Source organism: Streptomyces cellostaticus, assembly GCF_001513965.1.
GTDB classification, from domain to species: domain Bacteria; phylum Actinomycetota; class Actinomycetes; order Streptomycetales; family Streptomycetaceae; genus Streptomyces; species Streptomyces cellostaticus.
In genome coordinates this window covers 18,864-39,857 of the sequence record NZ_KQ948026.1, presented here as the reverse complement: position 1 = coordinate 39,857, position 20,994 = coordinate 18,864, and the positions used below count along the sequence as shown (strand labels likewise).

General features: G+C 70.8%; 18 protein-coding genes. 5 read left to right on the top strand and 13 right to left on the bottom strand.

Annotated elements, in window-relative coordinates:
• Nucleotides 1–16: 16 nt before the first annotated feature.
• The 6 genes from AQI88_RS22745 to AQI88_RS22720 form a co-directional block, all read right to left on the bottom strand.
• A complete protein-coding gene (locus AQI88_RS22745; RefSeq protein WP_067002413.1) occupies nucleotides 17–421 on the bottom strand; it encodes a cytidine deaminase in 405 nt (134 codons plus the stop codon).
• The gene (locus AQI88_RS22740) at nucleotides 418–1,704 is read right to left on the bottom strand and encodes an ABC transporter permease (protein WP_067002411.1); all 1,287 of its coding nucleotides are present in this window, start codon (nucleotides 1,702–1,704) and stop codon (nucleotides 418–420) included. Before AQI88_RS22740 ends, AQI88_RS22745 begins: the two co-directional genes overlap by 4 nt.
• Nucleotides 1,704–2,831: an ABC transporter permease gene (locus AQI88_RS22735; RefSeq protein ID WP_067002409.1), complete on the bottom strand. Its 1,128-nt coding sequence runs from the start codon at nucleotides 2,829–2,831 to the stop codon at nucleotides 1,704–1,706. The genes AQI88_RS22740 and AQI88_RS22735 overlap by 1 nt, the downstream gene beginning before the upstream one ends.
• Nucleotides 2,828–4,354: an ABC transporter ATP-binding protein gene (locus tag AQI88_RS22730; RefSeq protein ID WP_208615879.1), complete on the bottom strand. Its 1,527-nt coding sequence runs from the start codon at nucleotides 4,352–4,354 to the stop codon at nucleotides 2,828–2,830. Before AQI88_RS22730 ends, AQI88_RS22735 begins: the two co-directional genes overlap by 4 nt.
• A 201-nt stretch (nucleotides 4,355–4,555) precedes the next feature.
• The gene (locus tag AQI88_RS22725; protein WP_067002404.1) at nucleotides 4,556–5,611 is read right to left on the bottom strand and encodes a BMP family lipoprotein; all 1,056 of its coding nucleotides are present in this window, start codon (nucleotides 5,609–5,611) and stop codon (nucleotides 4,556–4,558) included.
• Between the two features lie 300 nt (nucleotides 5,612–5,911).
• Entirely contained in the window at nucleotides 5,912–7,141 is a 1,230-nt protein-coding gene (locus AQI88_RS22720) for an amidohydrolase (protein WP_067002402.1), read from the bottom strand.
• 219 nt (nucleotides 7,142–7,360) lie between these two features.
• Here AQI88_RS22720 and AQI88_RS22715 point away from each other — a divergent pair, with 219 nt between their 5' ends.
• A complete protein-coding gene (locus AQI88_RS22715; protein WP_067002400.1) occupies nucleotides 7,361–8,017 on the top strand; it encodes a class I SAM-dependent DNA methyltransferase in 657 nt (218 codons plus the stop codon).
• A gap of 31 nt (nucleotides 8,018–8,048) precedes the next feature.
• Here the strand turns inward: AQI88_RS22715 and AQI88_RS22710 are convergent, their stop codons facing one another.
• The 5 genes from AQI88_RS22710 to AQI88_RS22690 form a co-directional block, all read right to left on the bottom strand.
• Nucleotides 8,049–9,698 carry a serine/threonine-protein kinase gene (locus AQI88_RS22710; protein ID WP_067002718.1) on the bottom strand — a complete coding sequence of 550 codons (1,650 nt, stop codon included), beginning with the start codon at nucleotides 9,696–9,698 and terminating at the stop codon, nucleotides 8,049–8,051.
• A gap of 132 nt (nucleotides 9,699–9,830) precedes the next feature.
• Nucleotides 9,831–10,979 carry a hypothetical protein gene (locus tag AQI88_RS22705; protein WP_067002398.1) on the bottom strand — a complete coding sequence of 383 codons (1,149 nt, stop codon included), beginning with the start codon at nucleotides 10,977–10,979 and terminating at the stop codon, nucleotides 9,831–9,833.
• Between the two features lie 47 nt (nucleotides 10,980–11,026).
• The gene (locus AQI88_RS22700) at nucleotides 11,027–11,965 is read right to left on the bottom strand and encodes an N-acetylneuraminate synthase family protein (protein ID WP_067002396.1); all 939 of its coding nucleotides are present in this window, start codon (nucleotides 11,963–11,965) and stop codon (nucleotides 11,027–11,029) included.
• 14 nt (nucleotides 11,966–11,979) lie between these two features.
• Nucleotides 11,980–13,224, bottom strand: coding sequence for an N-acylneuraminate cytidylyltransferase (locus AQI88_RS22695; protein WP_067002394.1), 1,245 nt, complete (start codon nucleotides 13,222–13,224; stop codon nucleotides 11,980–11,982).
• 32 nt (nucleotides 13,225–13,256) lie between these two features.
• Complete coding sequence (locus tag AQI88_RS22690) at nucleotides 13,257–14,567, bottom strand: DUF6716 putative glycosyltransferase (RefSeq protein WP_067002391.1); 1,311 nt, start codon at nucleotides 14,565–14,567, stop codon at nucleotides 13,257–13,259.
• A 198-nt stretch (nucleotides 14,568–14,765) separates the two neighbouring features.
• Between AQI88_RS22690 and AQI88_RS22685 the strand changes: the two genes are divergently transcribed.
• The 3 genes from AQI88_RS22685 to AQI88_RS22675 are packed head-to-tail and all read left to right on the top strand — an operon-like array spanning nucleotide 14,766 to nucleotide 18,262.
• Nucleotides 14,766–15,743, top strand: coding sequence for a glycosyltransferase family 2 protein (locus AQI88_RS22685; RefSeq protein ID WP_067002389.1), 978 nt, complete (start codon nucleotides 14,766–14,768; stop codon nucleotides 15,741–15,743).
• On the top strand, nucleotides 15,740–17,074 hold the full coding sequence (locus tag AQI88_RS22680; protein WP_067002387.1) for an alpha-2,8-polysialyltransferase family protein: 1,335 nt from the start codon (nucleotides 15,740–15,742) through the stop codon (nucleotides 17,072–17,074). The genes AQI88_RS22685 and AQI88_RS22680 overlap by 4 nt, the downstream gene beginning before the upstream one ends.
• Nucleotides 17,075–17,116: 42 nt before the next feature.
• Complete coding sequence (locus AQI88_RS22675) at nucleotides 17,117–18,262, top strand: acyltransferase family protein (RefSeq protein ID WP_208615871.1); 1,146 nt, start codon at nucleotides 17,117–17,119, stop codon at nucleotides 18,260–18,262.
• On the opposite strand, the gene AQI88_RS22670 is transcribed toward AQI88_RS22675, so the two are convergent.
• On the bottom strand, nucleotides 18,247–18,897 hold the full coding sequence (locus tag AQI88_RS22670) for a TetR/AcrR family transcriptional regulator C-terminal domain-containing protein (protein WP_067002385.1): 651 nt from the start codon (nucleotides 18,895–18,897) through the stop codon (nucleotides 18,247–18,249). The genes AQI88_RS22675 and AQI88_RS22670 overlap by 16 nt on opposite strands.
• A 65-nt stretch (nucleotides 18,898–18,962) precedes the next feature.
• Between AQI88_RS22670 and AQI88_RS22665 the strand changes: the two genes are divergently transcribed.
• On the top strand, nucleotides 18,963–20,342 hold the full coding sequence (locus AQI88_RS22665; protein WP_107118636.1) for an FAD-dependent oxidoreductase: 1,380 nt from the start codon (nucleotides 18,963–18,965) through the stop codon (nucleotides 20,340–20,342).
• A gap of 9 nt (nucleotides 20,343–20,351) precedes the next feature.
• Here the strand turns inward: AQI88_RS22665 and AQI88_RS22660 are convergent, their stop codons facing one another.
• The gene (locus tag AQI88_RS22660; protein ID WP_067002382.1) at nucleotides 20,352–20,927 is read right to left on the bottom strand and encodes a Uma2 family endonuclease; all 576 of its coding nucleotides are present in this window, start codon (nucleotides 20,925–20,927) and stop codon (nucleotides 20,352–20,354) included.
• Nucleotides 20,928–20,994: the final 67 nt, after the last annotated feature.

Genomic DNA, 20,994 nt, shown 5'->3' with positions numbered 1-20,994 from the left:
TCAGGGGGGCCGGGAGTTACTTGGTGAGATGGTCCGGGCCGAAGGCCTGGGGCAGCATCTCGGAGAGCGGGAGGACGCCCGCGGGGGTGTCCAGCAGCAGGTCGGGGCCGCCGAACTCGTAGAGCAGCTGGCGGCAGCGGCCGCACGGGACGAGAAGCCCGCCCGTGCCGTCCACGCAGGTGAAGTGCGTGAGCCGGCCGCCGCCGGTGCGCTGGAGCTCCGAGACCAGTCCGCACTCGGCGCACAGGCCGAGGCCGTAGGAGGCGTTCTCGACGTTGCAGCCGGTGACCGTGCGCCCGTCGTCGACCAGGGCCGCCACGCCGACCGGGAAGCCCGAGTAGGGGGCGTAGGCGTGGGACATGGCCTCCCGCGCCTCGACCCGCAGCGCCTCCCAGTCGAACTCGACGGACGCCGTGGTCACTTGCCCTGTCCCTTCCGGTACCGCATGCCGTCCGCCTTGGGCATCCGCAGGCGCTGCGCCGAGAGGGACAGCACCAGCAGGGTGACGACGTACGGCGTGGCACCGACGAAGTCGCTCGGCACCTCGTCCGTGAGCAGGTACCAGACCAGGACGAGTGCGGCCACGATGAGGCTGACCCCGCCCTGCCACAGGGCCGTGCGGTACAGCTTCCAGCCGGCGAGGACCACGAGCAGGACGACGAGCAGGAGCAGCAGCGCGTGCACGGTCGCGCCGCCGTTGCGCAGCTGCAGCGCGTCCGAGTAGCCGAACAGGCCCGCGCCCATCGCCAGCCCGCCGGGCCGCCAGTTGCCGAAGATCATGGCCGCGAGGCCGATGTAGCCGCGTCCGCCGGTCTGGCCCTCCAGGTAGGTGTGCGAGGTGACCAGCGCGAGGAAGGCGCCGCCGAGTCCGGCGAGGCCGCCGGAGACGGCCACGGCCGCGTACTTGTACTTGTAGACGTTGACGCCGAGCGACTCCGCGGCGGTGGGGTTCTCACCGCAGGAGCGCAGCCGCAGACCGAACGGGGTGCGCCACAGCAGCCACCAGCTGCCGACGAACAGCACCGCGGCCAGGATCGTCACCACGGACAGGTTGGTGATCAGCCCGCCGATGATGCCCGCGAGGTCGGAGACCAGGAACCAGTGGTGCTTCTCGATCGAGGCGAGGCCGTCCGAGAGGCCGGGCACGGTGACGTTCGGCAGCGAGTCCGCGGGCGGGGACTGCTTGGGGTTGCCGCCCGCTACGGCCGCCTTGCCGCCGGCGAAGAACAGCTTGGCCAGGTACTGGGTGGTGCCGAGCGCGAGCAGGTTGATCGCGACACCGGAGACGATGTGGTCGACGCCGAAGGTGACGGTCGCGACGGCGTGCAGCAGGCCGCCGAGGACGCCGAAGCCGATGCCGCACAGCAGGCCGAGCCAGGGGCTGGACTGCCAGCCGACCCAGCCGGCGCCGAAGGTGCCGAGGATCATCATGCCCTCGAGGCCGATGTTGACCACGCCGGCCCGCTCGGACCACAGACCCGCGAGACCGGCGAGGCCGATCGGCACGGCGAGGCCGAGCGCGGCGGCGACCTGTCCGGCGGAGTCGAGCTGGTTGGATCCGGTGATCATGCGGACCGCGGCCACGAGCAGCAGGGCGCCCGCGACGAGCATGAGGATCTGGCCGAGCGAGCGGCCCGAACTCTTGGCCGCCGTGTCCGCCTTGGGTGCCGCGGGCGGCGGCGTGTCGGTCATCGTGGCAGTCATCACGCCACCTCCTGCTTCTTCGTCGTGGCGGCGGCCTGGGCGGCGAGCTCGGCGCCGACCCGCTGCTGCTGGCGCTTGAGGCCGTAACGCCGTACGACCTCGTAGGCGATGACGACGCACAGGACGATGACGCCCTGGATGACGCCGAGGATTTCCTTGTCGTAGCCCTGGAACTCCAGGTGGTTGGTGGTGCGCTCCAGGAAGCCCCACAGCAGGGCGCCGAGCGCGATGCCGATCGGGCTGTTGCGGCCGAGCAGCGCGATGGCGATGCCGGTGAAGCCGATGCCGACCGGGAAGTCGTTGCTGAACTGGTGGCTGTCGTTGAGCAGGGTCGGCATGCCGATCAGACCGGCCACCGCACCCGAGATGACCATGCTGGTGGCGATCATCTTCTTGACCGACACACCGCTCGCGGAGGCCGCGCTCTCGGACTGGCCGACGGTGCGCAGGTCGAAGCCGAACCGGGTGCGGCCGAGCACGAACCAGTACGCGACACCGACGATCACGGCGATGAAGAGGAAGCCCCAGAGCACGCCGGCCGGGCCGGTGTCGATGCTGAAGAAGTACGACGACGACGGCAGCGGCTTGGTCGAGACGAGGGTGCCGCCCTGCTGGAGCTCGCCCAGCTTTCCGGGCTGGAGCAGGTAGGCGATGACCGCGGTGGCGATCGAGTTCAGCATGATCGTCGAGATGACCTCGCTGACGCCGCGGGTCACCTTGAGGATGCCGGCGATGGCCGCCCACAGGGCGCCGGTCGCCATGGCGCAGATGATGATCAGCGGGATGGCGATCCAGCCGGGCACGGTGAGCGCGCCGCCGAGGACCGCGGCGACGAACGCGGCGAGGCGGTACTGGCCGTCGACACCGATGTTGAACAGGTTCATGCGGAAGCCGATGGCCACCGCGACACCCGCCAGGTAGTACGTCGTCGCCTTGTTCAGGATGTAGACCTGGCTGTCGCTGGCGAAGCCGTAGGTCCCCATGTCGCTGAACGCGGCGCCGGGGTTCTTGCCGGTGGCGAGGATCACCAGGGTGGTGACGACGAGCGCGGCGACGACCGCCAGCAGCGGCGCCGCGATCCCGAGGAGCAGCCGCTCCTTGTCGATCCGTGAGGTCAGCTTGTTCATCGCTCGTCGTCCTCTGTGTGCTCCAGGTGGCCGGTGGCCGCACCCGTCATGGCGGAGCCCAGCTCTTCGGGGGTGATCGTGGCGGGGTCGGCGTCGGCGACCAGGCGGCCGCGGTACATCACCCGCAGCGTGTCGGAGAGCCCGATCAGCTCGTCCAGGTCGGCGGAGATCAGCAGCACGGCCAGGCCCTCGCGGCGGGCCTCACGGATGTAGTCCCAGATCGCGGCCTGCGCGCCGACGTCCACACCGCGGGTGGGGTGGGCGGCGATGAGCAGCTTGGGGTTGTGGCTCATCTCGCGGCCGACGATCAGCTTCTGCTGGTTGCCGCCGGACAGCGAGGCGGCGGTCACCTCGATGCCGGGCGTGCGGACGTCGTAGGCCTCGACGATGCGCTCGGTGTCGGCCCGGGCCGCCTTGATGTCGAGCAGTCCGCCGCGCGAGTTGGGCCGTTCGGAGACATGGCCGAGGATGCGGTTCTCCCACAGCGGTGCTTCCAGGAGCAGGCCGTGGCGGTGGCGGTCCTCGGGGATGTAGCCGATGCCGGCCTCGCGGCGGTCACGGGTGGCGGTGTGGGTGATGTCGCTGCCGTCGAGCGTGACGACACCGGCGTCCGGGTGGCGCATGCCCATGATCGCCTCGACCAGCTCGGACTGGCCGTTGCCCTCCACACCGGCGATGCCGAGGACCTCGCCCTTGTGGATCGTGAGGGAGATCTGGTCCAGGATGATCCGCTCGATGCCGTCGAGGTCCGTCTGGCTGAGGTGCAGGCCCTCGACCTTCAGCATCGGGACGTCCGTGACGGTGGACTCCTCGGTCTCCGGCGTGGGCAGTTCGCTGCCGACCATCAGCTCGGCGAGCTGCTTGGGCGTGGTGCCGCGCGGCTCGACCGTGCCGACGGTGGTGCCGCGCCGGATGACGGTGATCTCGTCGGCGACGGACAGCACCTCGCCCAGCTTGTGGGAGATGAAGATGACGGTGAGGCCCTCGGCCTTCAGCTCGCGCAGGTTGTCGAAGAGCGCGTCGACCTCCTGCGGCACGAGCACCGCGGTGGGCTCGTCGAGGATGAGGGTCTTGGCGCCGCGGTAGAGGACCTTGAGGATCTCCACGCGCTGGCGGTCGGCGACGCCGAGCTCCTCCACGAGGACGTCGGGGCGGACGTTCAGGCTGTACGCGTCGGAGATCTCCTTGATCTTCGCGCGGGCCTTGCCGCCGATGCCGTACAGCTTCTCCGCGCCGAGGACGACGTTCTCCAGCACGGTGAGGTTGTCGGCGAGCATGAAGTGCTGGTGCACCATGCCGATGCCGCGGGCGATGGCGTCGCCGGGGTTGTGGAAGGTGACCTGGTCGCCGTTCACGGTGATGGTGCCCTCGTCCGGCTGCTGCATGCCGTAGAGGATCTTCATCAGGGTGGACTTGCCGGCGCCGTTCTCACCGCACAGGGCGTGGACGGTGCCCGTACGGACCGTGATGTCGATGTCGCGGTTGGCGACGACGCCGGGGAAACGCTTGGTGATGCCGCGCAGTTCGACGGCAGCGGGAGGGCTGGACGCGTTGATGGCGCACTCTCCTCGGGGAAAAGGGGCTGCGTAGGGGAGGGCAGGCGTCGGCGACGCTAGCGCGGCAACTCCACGCTACACGCGTAGAGTTGACACATTGTTATGGCTCGGCGGGGGGCTCCGGAAGGCGCCCCCGCGCCGAGCCTAGGTCCGACGGGACCCGTCAGGTCACGGGGTGGTCTTGACCTTGATCGAGCCGTCGACAATCTTCTTCTTCGCCGCGTCCAGCTTGGACTGGATGTCGTCGATGAAGCCACCGCTGGTGGCCAGCGAGACACCGTTCTTGGCGAGCGAGTAGGTGTTGGTGCCGGTCAGCGGCTTGCCGTCGTGCACGGACTTGATGAAGTCGTAGACACCGACGTCGACGTTCTTGACCATCGAGGTCAGGATCGAGCTCTTGTACTTGGCCAGACCGGGGATGTTGTACTGGTCCGAGTCCACGCCGATGGCCCAGGCGCCCTTGACGCCGTTGACGGCCTCGATCGCGCCGTTGCCGGAGGAGCCGGCCGCCGTGTAGATGACGTCGGCGCCGTTGTCCAGCATGCCCTGCGCGGCTTCCTTGCCCTTGTCGGGGCTGGCGAAGCCGGAGGTGTCCGAGCCGTGGCTCAGGTACTGGGTGTCGACCTTGATCTTCGAGTTGGTGTCCTTGACGCCCTGGACGAAGCCCGCCTCGAACTTCTTGATCAGCGGGACGTCGACACCGCCGATGAAGCCGACGTGGTCCTTCTTGGTCTTCAGCGCCGCGGCGACACCGGCCAGGTAGGAGCCCTGCTCCTCGGTGAAGGTGATGCTGTCGACGTTCTTCGCGTTCACGACCGAGTCCACGATGCCGAAGCTGGTCTTCGGGTACTTCGCGGCGACCTTGGTCATGGACGGGGCGTAGGCGTAACCGACGGCGATGATCGGGTTGTAGCCCGCGTCCGCCAGGTCCGACAGGCGCTGCTCGCGGTCGGCCTCGGTGTCGGAGGTCTTGGCGGTCAGCTCCTTGATGTCACCGCCGAACTCGGTCTTGGCCTTGTCGGCACCGCGCGCGGCGGAGTCGTTGAAGGACCGGTCACCACGGCCGCCGACGTCGTAGGCGAGACCGATCTTGACACCCTTGCCGCCGCCGGAGGACGACGACGAGCTGGTGTTGTCGGAGGAGGTGCTGCCACAGGCTGTGGCAGTCACGGCGAGAGCTGCGGTGGCGATACACGCAGCGGAAAGCTTGGCTACCCGGCGCACGGGAAGGCTCCTTCACCTGACCTGAGCGCCGTGTCGGCGCTTGATGTGAGCACGATGCCAGTGCTCGAGCCGAGACGCCCCGTCGGCGTCGGCTTCGCGGCATCGTAACGCGCGTAGATGTCAGAAAAACACCCCTCTCGAAGCCGTTATCGATTCGAGGCAAACAGCTTCTGAACTCGGTCTTCCACCCCTGCCATCGGGTTGTCGCACACAGTGCACAAACGGCTTACATGCGTATTGCGCCGGACAGCCGAACAGCCCTGACGGGGGCCGTCCGGCTCGTCTCTCCGGGGGTCCGGCTCACATCTCCGGCACGTCCAGCATGACGGCCGCCGTGAACATCTCCACGCCGACCGTGATGGCGTGCTCGTCGGCGTCGAAGTCGCCCTGGTGCAGGTCGCGGGCCGTGCGGTCGCCGGGGGCGCGGACGCCGAGGCGGGCCATGGCGCCGGGCACGTTCTCCAGGTACCAGGAGAAGTCCTCGCCGCCGAGGCTCTGCTCGGTGCTCTCGACGGAGTGCAGGCCGCGCCGGGCGGCCATCGCCCTGCGCAGCAGCTCGGTGGACTCCCGGTCGTTGACGACGGGCGGCACGCCCCGCACGTAGGTGATCTCCGACTTGGCCCGGTGCAGGGTGGCGACCTCGTCGATGGCCGCGTGCACGATGTCGGGTGCCTCGCGCCAGGCCTCCAGGTCCAGGCAGCGGATGGTGCCGGACAGCTCGGCGTGCTGCGGGATGACGTTCGGGGCGTGGCCCGACTCGATCCGGCCCCAGGTCAGGGCGAGGCCGACGCGGGTGTCGACACGCCGGGCGACGAGCGCGGGCACGTCGATGGCGACGCGGGCGGCGGCCGTGACCAGGTCGGTGGTCAGATGGGGCCGGGCGGTGTGCCCGCCGGCGCCGTCCAGGGCGACCTCCAGCCGGTCGCAGGCGCTGGTGATGGGCCCGTGCCGCAGCCCGACCCGGCCGGCCTCGACCTTGGGGTCGCAGTGCACGGCGAGGATCCGGCCGACGCCGTCGAGCACCCCGTCCTTGATGGCACCGAGGGCGCCGCCGGGCATCACCTCCTCGGCGGGCTGGAAGAGCAGCCGCACCGGCCGGGGCAGCAGGCCCTTGCTGTGCAGGTCGGCGAGGACGAGCCCGGCGCCGAGCACCACGGTGGTGTGCACGTCGTGGCCGCAGGCGTGGGCGCGGTCCGGCACGGTGGACCGGTACGGGCAGTCGGTCTTGGTGTCCGGGATGGGCAGGGCGTCGATGTCGGCGCGCAGAGCCATGAGCGGGATGGCGGGCCGCTGTCCCTGGGCCGGCCCGATGTCACAGATGAGCCCGGTTCCGGTGGCGAGGACACGGGGCCGCAGCCCGGCCAGCTCCAGCCGCTCCTTGATCGCGGCGGTGGTACGGAACTCCTGGTTGCCCAGCTCGGGGTGCATGTGCAAGTCGCGGCGGAACTCTACGAGTTCGGCGTACAGGGACTCGCTGAGCGCGCCGGGGAGCAGGTCCCCGGGGAGATCGGCCTCGGACTCTCGGGACATCAATTGGTTCACCCTCTGAAGGGTAGGACGCCCGACCGGCCAACTGCCCATCGATCAACAAAAGTTCAGCCCGTTAGGGGAAGAAAAGCTGGCCGACGGACGCATGGCGGCGGACTCGGGTGGGTAAAACCTTTGGCTCCTTCCACGGATACCACGCCTCGCTACCGTCCCGCTCGACTTGTCCACGAATCGGGATCGATCCCGGTAGGGTCCGCGGTCGTGAGCGACTCGACCGCGGACTTCCTGCAGACCACCCGCTCCTCCTACGACGCGATCGCCAAGGACTACACGGCCCGCTTCCCGGACGGCCTGTGCCATCCCCTGGACCGGCAGCTGGTCACCGCCTTCGCCGAACTGGTCACGGCGAACAGCCCGGCCCCCGTGGCCGACCTCGGCAGCGGCCCCGGCCAGGTCACCGCCCGCCTGCACGACCTGGGCGTTCCGGTCTTCGGTGTCGACGTCTCCCCGGCGATGGTGGCCCTGGCCCGCGAGGCACACCCCCGGCTGCGCTTCCACGTGGGTTCGATGACGTCCCTGGACCTCCCGGACGCCGCCCTGGGCGGCATCCTGGCCCTGTACTCGACGATCCACGTACCGGACGACCACCTCCCGGCCGCCTTCACCGAGTTCCACCGCACCCTGGTCCCCGGGGGCGCCGTCCTGCTCGCCTTCCAGTCCGGTCCCGAACCGGGCCACCTCCATATGGCGGAACGCTTCGGCCATGAGATCGACCTGGACTACTACTGGCGTACTCCGGAGCAGGTCACCGAGCTGCTGACGGAGGCCGGGCTGGAGCTGGTGGCGACGGTACGCCGGGAGCCGGCCGACGAGGAGAAACGCCCCCGGGCCTTCCTGCTGGCCCGACGGCCCGCCTGAGCCCGTTCAGTCCTGCTGGTCCTGCTCGGTCCTACGACGTGGGTGCGGCGCCGCGCCAGACGGTGACGTCCAGGGTGACGTACCGGCTGGCACTGCTGCTGGGCGCCTGCCCCTCGAAGGTCACGAGGGCGATGATGCCGTCCTGCGTGGTCGCGCAGAGCTGCCTGCCCTTGGACAGGCTGCTCACGGCGGCCCCGTCCCCCTGGCGCAGGAAACGGGTCTCGTGCCTGCACACGTCGAGCGAGCCCTGCTCGCCCTGGTCGAGCAGGGCCAGATCCGTGTTGTAGGAGTCGAGGAAGCAGGTGTTGCCGCAGGTCAGGTAGATGTCTTCGAAACTGCCGTCGTGGCGCGGCGCGAGGGGCTGCTCGCCGAGCTTGAGGTGGTACCCGGCGGTCAGGTCGACGTTCTTGTGGACCTCGGGCGCGGGCGTGCTGCCGGTCTTTTGGCCGCCGGAGCCCGCACTGGCAGTGGCTGCTGCGGAGCCGCCGGTCTCCTTCCCCTCACCACCGTCAGCGGATGCCCCGCCCGTGTCGAGGTAACCGAAGACACCGGCGGCCAGCAGGAGGGCACCGGCCGCACAGCCGAGGACCAGACCGGTCCTACGGCGCCCGGCGGGGCGGATGGACTGGGTCGGCGCGTGTGCGGGCTGGGCGGGCTGCGCCGTCTGCGTCGGGGCGTACTCGGGCCGGACAGGCCGAGCCTGCTGCGTCGGCGTGTACCGGGGCCGCGCCGGCACCGTCGGCGGGTGCTGCGGCGGTGTGGGTTCGGCCGCCCCGGCCGGCACCGGCGCGGCGTAGCGGTGGGCGATGCCCGTGGTCACCGCGCCCGGCAGCCAGCACTCGGGGCGGCGCAGCTGCGTGGCGTCGGACGCGGCGTTGCACAGGGCGAGGACCTCGCCGAGTGACGGGCGCTCATCCGGGTTCTTGGCCAGGCACCGGCGTACGAGTCCGGTCAGTCCGGCGGGCAGTCCGGTAAGGTCCGCCTCCTCGTGCACGATCCGGTAGAGCACCGCGTGGGACGGCCCGTCCCCGTGGGCGGGCCTGCCCAGCGCCGCGAAGGCGGCGACCTGCCCGAGGGCGAACACGTCGGACTGCGGGCCCACGGCTCGGCCCGCCGCTTGTTCCGGCGACATGAAGGCGGGCGTACCGACCGTGACCCCGCTGCCGGTCAGGGCGGTGGTGTCGGCGGCGCGGGCGATGCCGAAGTCGATGACCCGCGGGCCGTCGGCGGCCAGCAGCACGTTGGACGGCTTCAGGTCGCGGTGCACGATGCCCGCACCGTGCACCGCCTGGAGGGCCTCGGCCACGCCGGCGGTGAGCAGCAGGACGGTGGCGGCGGGCAGCGGCCCGTGCTCGGCGACCGCCGCGGCCAGCGTGGGCCCCAGGACGTAGGCGGTCGCCAGCCAGGGCTGCGGGCCGTCGGTGTCGCTGTCGATCACCGGAGCCGTGTACAGCCCCTGCACCCGCTCGGCGGCACGCACCTCCTGCGCGAACCGCCGCCGGAACTCGGGGTCTTCGGCGAACTCCGGCCGGATCACCTTGATCGCGACGGGGCGTCCGCCCGGCGTGTGGGACAGATAGACCTTCCCCATCCCACCCGCCCCGAGCCGCGCGGCGATCCGGTACCCGGCGATCGCCTCCGGGTCGTCCTCGGTCAGCGGCTGAAACGCCCCGGCAGGCATGCCGTCGCCGTCCACTGAATCCCCCGTCGTCCAACTCGTCTGCGGCGCAGGGATCTTAACGCGGAAGGGGACGACATCCAGGAGGAACCGCGTGCCGACGGTCAAGCGCGGCAGCGTGGCGGGGCGGACCGGCTATGCCGGGCTCACCGCCGTCAGCCGATGCACGTCCCGTGCCGTCCCCGTCACTCCCGAGAGGAAGCCCTGGGCGCGGGGCGAGGCCGTCTCCGTGAGCCAGGTGGGGTCGATGTCGAAGACAGCCACGCGGACGCCCGTTCCGGTCAGGGCGAGAGGGAGGGTGTGGACGACCGTGGAGGGGAAGCTGAGGATCGTACGGCCGATGGGGCCGCGGCGGGCGATCAGTTCCAGGGGCAGGTCCGGGCGGACTATCTCCAGGCCCGTCTGCGCGGCCAGCCGGTGGAGCTTGTCGGCGCTCTCGCGGCGGTGGGCGAAGTAGCGGGTGGCGCCGTGGGTCCTGGCCAGACGGCCGACGGCTTCCAGGTAGCGGTCGCCGTCCACAACTCCCGTTTCCACCAAGGACGTTCCCACCATGTCCGCACTCTTCGTGATGCGCGGCGGGCCGAAGCGGGCGCGAGTCCAGGCGAAGTCGTTGGCGGTGACCGTGACCCCCTCGGGGGTCTCCGTCACCGGCATGGAGGAGAAGACCTCGACGCGGCGGCGGGCGCTCGGCGTGAGGCGGCGGCGGGCCGAGGAGGAGACGGGGGCGAAGAGCAGGTCCCTGGCCCCGGGGCGGCCGCCCTTGCGGTGCCAGCGGACCAGGCGTTCGCCCCGGGCGAGCTGGGCGACGAACTCCATCGTCGCGGTGCCGTCGTCCACGACGACCAGGTCGCGGGCCCGGGTGATGGTCAGCAGCAGTTGTACGTAGCGGGAGAACGGGTCTCCCATGACGATGCGGTCGGCACGGCGGAGGGAGCCGGCGAGGCCGCCGATCGTGTGGAACGGTGCGGTCGTGCCTCCCCGCGCCTCTTCCCAGCGCACCCGGTACCCCTCGTCCCGGGCCAGGTCCGCCATGCGGCGCAGCTGGCCCCGGGTCATGGGGTCGGTCGGGGACAGGACGACGACGGTGAGCTCCGCGTCGGCCGGCTGCACGGCGCCGGCCGGCGACCGCCGTGCCTGCGCGGGCACGGACGGCCGGGCCGGCTCGGGCGCGCCTCGCAGGCCGTGGAGGTGAGCCCACTCCAGTACGTTCAGCAGCTGTACCGGGCTCTCCACGAAGGCGAGCGTGTGGGCAGGGTGGCCGGCCTGACCGGCGCGGGGGCTCATCGTCGTACGACCGTCCCGTCGTAAGGCACGTAAGGCGAGTAAGGCGCTCAGACCGCGACCGGCTCGCCCGCCGCCGCCGCGATCTCCGCCTCGGCGACGACGCCGGCGACGCGGCGCAGCTTCTTCATCGGGCCCAGCTCGGAGTCGTAGACCTTCTTGACGCCGTCACCGAGGGAGGCCTCGATGGTGCGGATGTCGCGGACCAGGCGCGTGAGGCCCTGCGGCTCGACCGAGGCGGCCTGGTCGGAGCCCCACATGGCGCGGTCCAGGGTGATGTGACGCTCGACGAACGTCGCGCCGAGGGCGACGGCGGCCAGCGTGGTCTGCAGGCCCGTCTCGTGGCCGGAGTAGCCGATCGGGACGTTCGGGTACTCCATCTCCAGCGTGTTGATCACGCGGAGGTTCAGCTCCTCGGCCTTGGCCGGGTAGGTGGAGGTGGCGTGGCACAGGAGGATGTTGTCCGAGCCCAGGACCTCGACCGCGTGGCGGATCTGCTTCGGGGTCGACATGCCGGTGGAGAGGATGATCGTGCGGCCGGTGCCGCGCAGGGCGCGCAGCAGCTCGTCGTCGGTCAGGGAGGCGGAGGCCACCTTGTGGGCGGGCACGTCGAACTTCTCCAGGAAGGCGACGGCCTCGGTGTCCCACGGGGAGGCGAACCAGTCGATCCCCTTCTCCTTGCAGTACTCGTCGATCTGGCGGTACTCGTCCTCGCCGAACTCCACGCGGTGGCGGTAGTCGATGTAGGTCATCCGGCCCCAGGGGGTGTCGCGCTCGATGTCCCACTGGTCGCGCGGGGTGCAGATCTCCGGGGTGCGCTTCTGGAACTTCACGGCGTCACAGCCGGCCTCGGCGGCCACGTCGATCAGCTTGAACGCGTTCTCCAGCTCACCGTTGTGGTTGATGCCGATCTCGCCGCAGATGTAGACGGGGCGGCCCGGGCCGGCCTCACGCGTACCGAAGGAGCGGATACGGGAGTTGGTGCTCATGACGGGGGATGTCCTTACTTGGGGAGGGAATCGAGAGAGGGGCCGAGGATCCAGCTGGCGATCTCTCGGATCGCGCCGTCACCGCCGGGGACCGTGGTGACCGCGCGTGCGGCGCCGCGTACGACGTCGTGGGCGCTCGCGACCGCCACGGGCCAGCCGACGAGGGCGAAGCACGGGAGGTCGTTGACGTCGTTGCCGACGTAGAGCACGCGCTCCGGCGCGATGCCCTGCTCCTCGCACCACTGCTTGAGGGCGAGGTCCTTGCGGTCGATGCCGTGCAGTACCGGGAGCTTCAGCTTCCGGGCGCGGGCGGCGACCACCGGGTTCTGTTCCGTGGACAGGATCAGCATCTTCAGGCCGCTCTTGCGCAGGGCGGCGATGCCGAGTCCGTCTCCGCGGTGCACGGAGACGAACTCCCGTCCGTCGGAGTCGATCAGCACCCGGTCGTCGGTCTGGGTGCCGTCGAAGTCGAGGACTACGGCGTCGATGTCGTCGTAGGCGGGGAGCGAACCGGGACGGTCCGCGTCGAAGAGGGGGGCGAGGGCGCGGGCCCGTGCCAGGTCGTGCGGGTCGTCGATCTCCAGCACCCGGGCCGGGTCGGTGCGGACCAGCTCGGTGTGGCCGAAGAAGCGGTGCCGGTGCTCGCGGAAGCCGGGCGCGTCCATCGCGTAGGCGGCGCCGGTCTCCAGCAGGTCCTGGGGGCGGTCCTGGCGGCGCGGGCGGAAGGACTTGTCGTGGTTGACGCCGTAACCGCCGGTCGTCTCACCGGGGTTGATCTCGTCGCTCGCGTCCCGCCAGATGAAGCCGTGGAAGGCAGCCACGGTCACCGCGGTGTCCGCCCCGTTCTCGACGACCGCGGCGGCCACCCCGTCGATGTCCTCGCGGACGATGAACGGGCTGGTGCACTGCACGAGCAGCACCGCGTCGACCGCCGCTCCGTGCAGCGCCTCGTGGGCGTCCATGGCGTGCAGGACCGCGGCCTCCGAGGTCGCGGTGTCCCCGGCGATGGCGGCCGGCCGCAGCACGACCTCGGCGCCGGCCTCCCGTGCGGCGGCCGCGATGGCCTGGTCGTCGGTGGACACGACGACGTCGGTCACCAGACGGGTCGCCCGGCACTCGCGCACCGCACGCGCCACCAGCGGGACGCCGCCCACGGGCGCGAGGTTCTTCGCGGGCACGCCCTTGGAGCCGCCGCGGGCGGGGATCACCGCGAGCACTCGGCGCACCGAAGCGCCTTGACCCGCTTCCGGGTTGGACATGGGTTCTGCTCCTTGAGAAGGGATCAGGCGGCTCACAGCTCCCCCATCCGTCGGATCACGGGGGCCACCCGCTGGACCCCGTGCCGGTAGGCACCCCGCGCGGCCCGGCGCACGATCTGGCGGACGGGTCCGGGCGCCTTGTCGGCGGCGGGCGCGCCGGGCAGCGGGGCGCCGTCGGGGCCGAGGTGGTGGCGGGCGAGGATGCCGGGCAGGTAGCCGGGCGCGGTCTCGGGCGTGTAGTAGGGGTTCAGGGGCGGCAGGCCCCCGGGGCGCTCCAGCAGCCCCGCGATGCGCTCGCGGGCCGTGTCGAAGGCGGTGGCGTAGGAGCCGTCGGCGGCGACGCCCTGCCGGGCCACCCACTCCTCGTCCGGCGCGGGGCGGTGGCCGGCGTCCAGCTGGTCCCAGGAGGCGAGGCACCCGGAGCCGGTGAAGTGGTGGTTGCCGAGCACCTCGCGCACGCCCAGGTCGGTCAGGACGACCGTCGGGACGCGGCGGTGCAGGGCCTCCAGGGCGGCCGTGGAGCTGACCGTGACCAGCAGGTCGGTGCGGTCGAGCACCTCGCCCATGTGGCCATACACCAGGCGGAAGTTGGCGGGCACGTCCGTGCCCTGGACCAGCTTCTGGTACGGCAGCTCCTCGATGTGGGTGGTGTGTTCGCCGGGCTTGGAGCGCAGCTTGAGCAGCACTTCGCGTTCGGGGTGCCTGCGGGCGTGCTCGATCAGCCGGTTCAGCAGGTACGTGCGGTCCTTGCGGCTGTCGGGGACGGAGGGCTGGGCCGCGAACACCACGGTGTAGGGGTCGTTTTCGCCGCTGTACGGCTCCCCGCCGAGGAACGGCAGCGCGACCTCGGTCACCGCCGAGGCGTCGGCGCCGACTCCCTCGTACACGGCGCGGAAACGGTCCGCGTCGTGGCGGGAGTTGGCGAGGACGAGGTCCGCGCCGTGCCGCAGCAGCAGCCCGTCGGCGAGCTTCTCGTAGACGACGCCGACGTAGCCGGTGACGACGACGGGACGCTTCCCGGAGCCCCAGGCGTTCCGGAGCCCGTGCAGCATCGCCTGCACACCGCCGCCGACCAGGGCGAGGACGAGGATGTCGTACGACTGCTCGCCCATGGCGCGCAGGAACTCGACGCCGGTCACCTCGCGGAGGGAGTCCGCGTGGACGCCGACTTCCTTCAACTGGCGGGCGGTGGGGGTGGCTCGGCCCCGCAGGAGGTAGCCGTCGAGCCGGATTCCGGCATCCGTGGGAGTGACGCGCTGCGCGGTGAGCGCGCCCCACTTCCACCGGGTGTCGGAATCCGCGAGGACGGCTACCCGCAGGGCCTTCGTTGCACTTGCTGGCACGCCGAAGACGCTAGGAAGGCATTCCGAGGATCCGCCCAACCCGAATACAACAAACGGTTAACAGCACATCGCCGAATGGCGAATCGGGCCATGATCGGGCCGCGAAATAGCCTGGTTCACAGCTTCGCCATACGTCGTTCACCTGGTATCAAGGAGACCGTCAAGACACATGACGGGCTTCCCCCTAACGTCCTTGACGTGGTCAAGCTCTCCGTCATCGTGCCGTTCTACAACGTGCAGCAATACGCGCCCGACACGCTCATGAGCCTGAAGGCGAACGCGCGTGAGGACTTCGAATTCATTCTCGTCGACGACTGTTCCCGCGACGGGACACCAGAGATTCTCGCGCGCGCGGAGCGCGAGCTGCCGGGCGCGGTCCACGTCCGGCACGAGAAGAACGGAGGGCTGGCGACCGCCCGCAACACCGGCATCGACCGGGCACGGGGCGAATACCTGACCTTCCTGGACGGCGACGACTGGCTCGCCCCCGGCTACTACCCCCGGCTGGTCGCCGCGATGGACGAGCTCGGCTGCGACTTCCTGCGCACCGACCATGTGCAGTGCACCGCGCGGGCCCGCTCCGTGCACCGGTTGCCGGTCGGCCGCCGGGGCGTCGTGCTGAACCCGCGCGAGGCGATCCTGCCCGCCGACCGGTCCACCTCCGTGGACTACGCCTACGCCTGGGCGGGCGTCTACCACCGGCGGCTGGTGGACAAGGGGCTGCTGCACTTCACCGACGGACTGCGCACGGCCGAGGACCGGCCGTGGATCTGGAAGCTGCACCGGGAGGCGGAATCCTTCGCCGCGGTCAGCCTGCTGGGTGTTTTCTACCGGCGCGGAGTCGCCTCGTCACTCACCCAGATCGGTGATGTACGGCAGCTCGATTTCATTCGCGCGTTCGACCAGGTCATCGCGGAAACCGCCGAGGATCCGGAGGCGGCCGCCCTGCTGCCGAAGGCCGTCCGTACGTATTGCGCCATCATTTCCCATCATGTGGGATCCATCGAAAGGTTCGAGCCCGCGGTGGCGAAGAAACTGAAATCCCTGAGTGCCGCGGCATTGCGGCGCATGCCGCAGGACGTACTGGACGACGCGCTGGACTCGATGGACCTCCAGCGCGCCGGCAAGCTGCGCCGGCTGCGCCGCCGTCCCGCCCCCGCGGGAGCCGCCGCGTGACCACCCAGATCTTCCAGGCGTCGACGCTGTACGGCACGGCCACGCTCGCCGCCGCCCTGGACTCCGGCTGCTTCCGCCCGGCCGACCGGCGCATCCTGCTGGTCTGCAACAACGCGGTCACGCCCGAGACCACGCCCGGCCTGGACGAGATGCCGGGCTTCGAGCGGCTGCGCGACCGCTTCGACGACGTGCTGTCGTACAACGAGACGATCTCCCCCTTCCACCCCGGCGGCTGGGCGCCCCGGGTGGACGACATGCCCCTGTGGGAGCGGTTTCTGCGCCACGAGTGGCAACTCGGCCATGACGACGTGGAGTTGGCCGTCGAGTCGATCCAGGTCAATCCGTCCCTCGCGCTCGCCCAGATCTTCACCGGCGCCCCGGTCACCGTCTACGCCGACGGTCTGATGAGCTACGGCCCGACCCGCAACAAGATCGACCCGCTGGTCGGCACCCGGGTGGACCGGGTGCTCCACCTCGACCTGGTGCCGGGCCTGAAGCCGCTGCTGCTCACCGAGTTCGACGTACCCGGCGAGATCGTGCCGACGCCGGCCTTCACCAAGGTGCTGGCCGAACTCGCGCCCCTCGGCGACGACCTGCCGGAGACCGAGGAGCCCGCGCTGCTGCTCGGCCAGTACCTCTCCGCGCTGGACATCCTCACCGCCGAGCAGGAGGAGAACCTGCATGTGCGGATGCTGAAGGGCGCCGTTCGGCTCGGGCACACCAAGGTGGTGTTCAAGCCGCACCCCAGCGCCCCGGCCCGCTTCACCCGCACCCTGGAGCAGGAGGCGGAGAGGCTCGAGGTCGACCTCACCGTCATCGACACGCCCGTCCTCGCCGAGGTGCTGTACCAGCGGATGCGTCCTGCGCTGGTCGTCGGCTGCTTCTCCACCGCCCTGCTCACCGCCTCCGCGCTGTACGGCCTGCCGGTCGCCCGGGTCGGCACCGACCTGCTGCTGGAGCGGCTGACGCCGTACGAGAACAGCAACCGGATCCCGGTCACCGTGGTCGACGCGCTGCTGCCGGAGCTGGGCGACCGGGCCGCGGTCACCGAGCAGCGCCGGGGCAAAGAGGTGGAAGCGCTGGGCGCGCTGGTGCGTGCGGTGGGCTTCGCGATGCAGCCGAAGATCCTGCCGAGGCTGCGCGAGGAGACCGAGCAGTACCTCGCGAAGAACCTCGACGAGCGCACCCTGCGCTACTTCAAGCGCAAGCGTCTGACCTCGCTGGCCCTGCCCGGCGGGGTGCCCGCCCAGCTGGCGTTCATCCCGCGCAACGCCACGGTCCGCCGGGTGGCACGCAAGGCGCGCAGTCTGAGCCGGACCGTACGTCGCTGAACTCATGCCTCCGTACCGGGGACTTACACAGAAGACACCGAGATGACCGACACTTCTCCTGCTTCCGCCCTGGCCACCGCTCCGGCTCCCTCCATACCCGGGGCGGCCCCCGCCCCGCCCCCCTCCGGCGGGCGCCGGGGCCGCCTGCTCGCCCTGGACGGTCTCCGGCTCGTGGCAGCGCTGATGGTCTGCCTCTACCACTACGCCGGACGCGGCGGCCCGGTCTCCGCGTCCTGGCACGGGAGCCCGGGCCACATCTTCCCGACCCTGTACCGGGTGGCCGTCTACGGCAATTTCGGCGTGCAGTTCTTCTTCGTCATCAGCGGTTTCGTGATCTGCATGAGCAGTTGGGGCCGCACCCTCGGCGACTTCTTCCGCTCCCGGGTCGCACGCCTCTACCCCGCCTACTGGGTGGCCCTGGTCCTGGTCACGGGGGCGTCCCTCGCCCTGCCCGCCGTGGTCCACGCGGTCCGGCTGGACGAGTTCCTGGTCAACCTGACGATGCTCCAGCAGCCGATGGGCGCGACCCGGGTCCTCGGGGTGTGCTGGACGCTCTGGGTCGAGCTGCGGTTCTACGTGCTGTTCGCGCTGCTCGTCGTCCTGCGCGGGGTGACCTACCGCCGGGTGGTGCTGTTCGCCTGCGTCTGGACGCTGGCGGCCGTGCTGTGCCACAGCTCGGGCAACGACCTGCTGAACCAGGTGGTCATGCCCGAGTACGCCCCCTTCTTCGTCGGCGGTCTGGCGCTGTACCTGATCCACCGCTTCGGCAGCGACCTGCTGGCGTGGGGCATCGTCGCGATGTCCTGGCTGCTCGCCCAGAGCGAGGCCACCCGGGGCCTGTGGGGCCCGCACCCGCACCGTGACCCCTACGTCGTCATCCTGATCGTCACCGTCGCCTTCGCGGCCGTCGCCGCCGTGGCGCTCGGCTGGACCCGCCGCGCGAACTGGCCCTGGCTGACCACGGCCGGCGCGCTGACGTACCCGTTCTACCTGGTCCACGAGCACCTGGGCTGGTTCGTCATCCGGGTGCTGCACCGGGGCCTGGGCCTGCCGCCGTGGCCGACGCTCGCGACGACGGTGCTCGGCATGCTGCTGCTGGCGTGGCTGATCCACCGCTTCGTGGAGAAGCCGTTCGGCCCGCGGCTGAAGAGGGCGCTGAAGCGAGGGACTCGTCAGCCGGCTCCGTAGCGCGCCTCGATACCCGCGATCACCAGCGCCAGCCCCTCCTCGAACTGGCTGTCGTAGCCGTCGAAGAGCAGCTCTCCGGCCGCCGCCGCGAGCGGGAAGCCGGCCATGCGCCGGGCGCGTTCCCCGATGTCGTACCCCTCCCGGCGCTCGTCCGGGAGGGGCTGCACGCCCTGTTCCTCGGTGACGAAGCCGATGGTGTACGCGTAGGCCGTCCGGCCTGCCTGGACCGCCTGGGCGAGGGTGAAGCCGGCGTCCGTGAGGACGCGCAGGTTCGCCTCCAGCTCGCGGGCGTGGTCCGTGCCCGTGAAGCGCGCTCCGCTGTAGACCTTGGCGCCGTCGCGGTAGCCGAGCAGGGCGGCGCGCAGCCCGAGGTTGGCCTTGCGCAGCCGCTCCTGCCAGGTGTCGGCGGGATCGAGCGCGGTGCCCGCGACCATGCGGCGGTACATCTGCGTCGCCATCTCGTCCAGCAGCGCCTGCTTGTCCTTGAAGTGCCAGTACAGCGCGGGGGCCTTGACGTCCAGCTCCTTGGCGATGGCGCGCAGGGTCAGCCCGTCGAGACCGACGTCGTTCAGCAGGCGCAGTGCCGTGTCCGCGACCCGCTTGCGGTCGAGGGGCGCGCGTCGTTCCGTACTCACACTTGACAGCTTAACAGCGTTAAGGGCAACCTGGTCGCCGACGGCACTTAACGACGTTAAGGAGAATCGTGATGGATGTCCTGATCGTGGGCGCCGGTCCCACCGGACTCGCCCTCGGCATCGACCTCGCCCGGCGCGGCGTGGACGCGCTGGTCGTGGAGCGGGCACAGGGGCTGTTCCCCGGTTCGCGCGGCAAGGGGATCCAGCCGCGCACCCAGGAGGTGTTCGAGGACCTCGGCGTGCTGGACGCGATCCGCGCGGCCGGCAGCCCCTACCCGACGCGGATGATCTGGAAGGACGGCGAGCGGGTCGGCGAGGAGCCGATGTTCGAGGCGGTGGCGGCTGAGGAGGGTGCGCCCTACACCGAGCCGTGGATGGTCCCGCAGTGGCGGACGCAGGAGATCCTGTACGCGCGGCTGGTGGAACTGGGCGGCACGGTCGCCTTCGGGCGCGAGGTGACGGGCCTGGAGCAGGACGCGGAGGGCGTGAGCGCACGGTTCGCCGACGGTACGACGGTGCGCGCGAGGTACGTGGTCGCGGCCGACGGGGGGCGTTCGGCCGTACGGCGGGCGGTGGGCGTGGGGATGACCGGGGAGACGGTCGACCCGAGCCCGTTCCTGGTGGCGGACGTGCGGGTCAAGGGGCTCGACCGGGAGTACTGGCACGCCTTCCCGGGGGCCGACGGCACCGGCGTGGCGCTGTGCCCGCTCGCCGGCACGGACGACTTCCAGCTGGCCGGGAAGCTCCCGGAGGGCACCGGGCCGGACCTCACCCTGGACGGCATCCGCACGCTGGTCGCCGCGTATACGCACCTGGGCGCGGACGATGTCACCGAGCTGCGCTGGGCCTCGGACTTCCGGCCCCGGGCGGCGCTGGCGGACCGCTTCCGGGTGGGCCGGGTCTTCCTCGCGGGCGACGCGGCGCACGTCCACTCACCGGCCGGCGGACAGGGGCTGAACACGAGCGTCCAGGACGCCTACAACCTGGGCTGGAAGCTGGGCGCGGTGCTGCGGGACGGTGCACCGCAGGCGCTGCTGGACACCTACGAGGAGGAGCGGCGGGCCAATGCCGCGGCCATGCTGGGCCTGTCGACGGGGGTGCACCGCGGGGAGATACGGCGCGGGAAGGCGACGGTGCAGCTCGGGCTGGGCTACCCGGACTCGTCTCTGACCGAGGAGACGCGCACCGACCCGGCGGGGGTACGGGCGGGCGACCGCGCTCCGGACGGCACGGTGGACGGCGTACGGCTCTTCGACGCGTTCCGGGGACCGCACTGGACGCTGCTCGGCGCACCGGCCCACGTCGCGGGGGTGCACGCGCTCCCGGCCGCCCCGGCGTCATACGGCCCCGGTGTCTTCCTGGTCCGTCCGGACGGATACGTGGGCTGGGCGGGCGGGTCGGCGGAGGGGCTCGGCACGTATCTGGCCCGGGTCGGCGTCCGCTGAGGCTATGACCTAGCCGTCGAGAAGAGTGTCCACCGGGAGTTCGGCCTGGACGCCCACGGACTTCGGCACGGGAACGCTCTGGCCACGCTTGAAGCGTTGGGGCTCCGGGTACCTGCCGTCGAACGGCTCGGTGTAGAGCAGCACCTCGCCATGCTTGCGATCAGCGATGAGGTAGGCAGGGATGCCGGCTTGGGCGTAGCACTCAACCTTGGGACCGAGGTCGTCGGACCAGTTCGAGGAAGTTGCTTCGACCACCAGACGGAAGACGTCGGGGGCATAGAAGTTCTTCGTGACGTGCGCGTCCCGGAAGTCCTCGTCGACGATGGAGAGGTCAGGAATCGCGAAGTCCTCGGGCAACGTCGGCAGCCACAACCCCACGCCCTGGACCCAGTCGACTCCGCTTCCTTCGATGCCCGCCCGTTCCAGCGCCCTGCCCAGTTTCGTGAGCGACAGGGCGTGCGAGCCATCCGGCGGCGGTGTCACAGTGAGCCTCCCCTGGAGAATCTCCACGCGGTGGCCAGGCAGTGCACGGGCGAGCTGATCGGCAGCCTCGCTCAGGCTCAGCTCCTGTTGCAGTACGGCCATGGCGTCCTCCTTTGCGGGGCCCACTCTCCAGAGAGTAACCGGGCACGTGCCGCTTCCGCCCCGGATC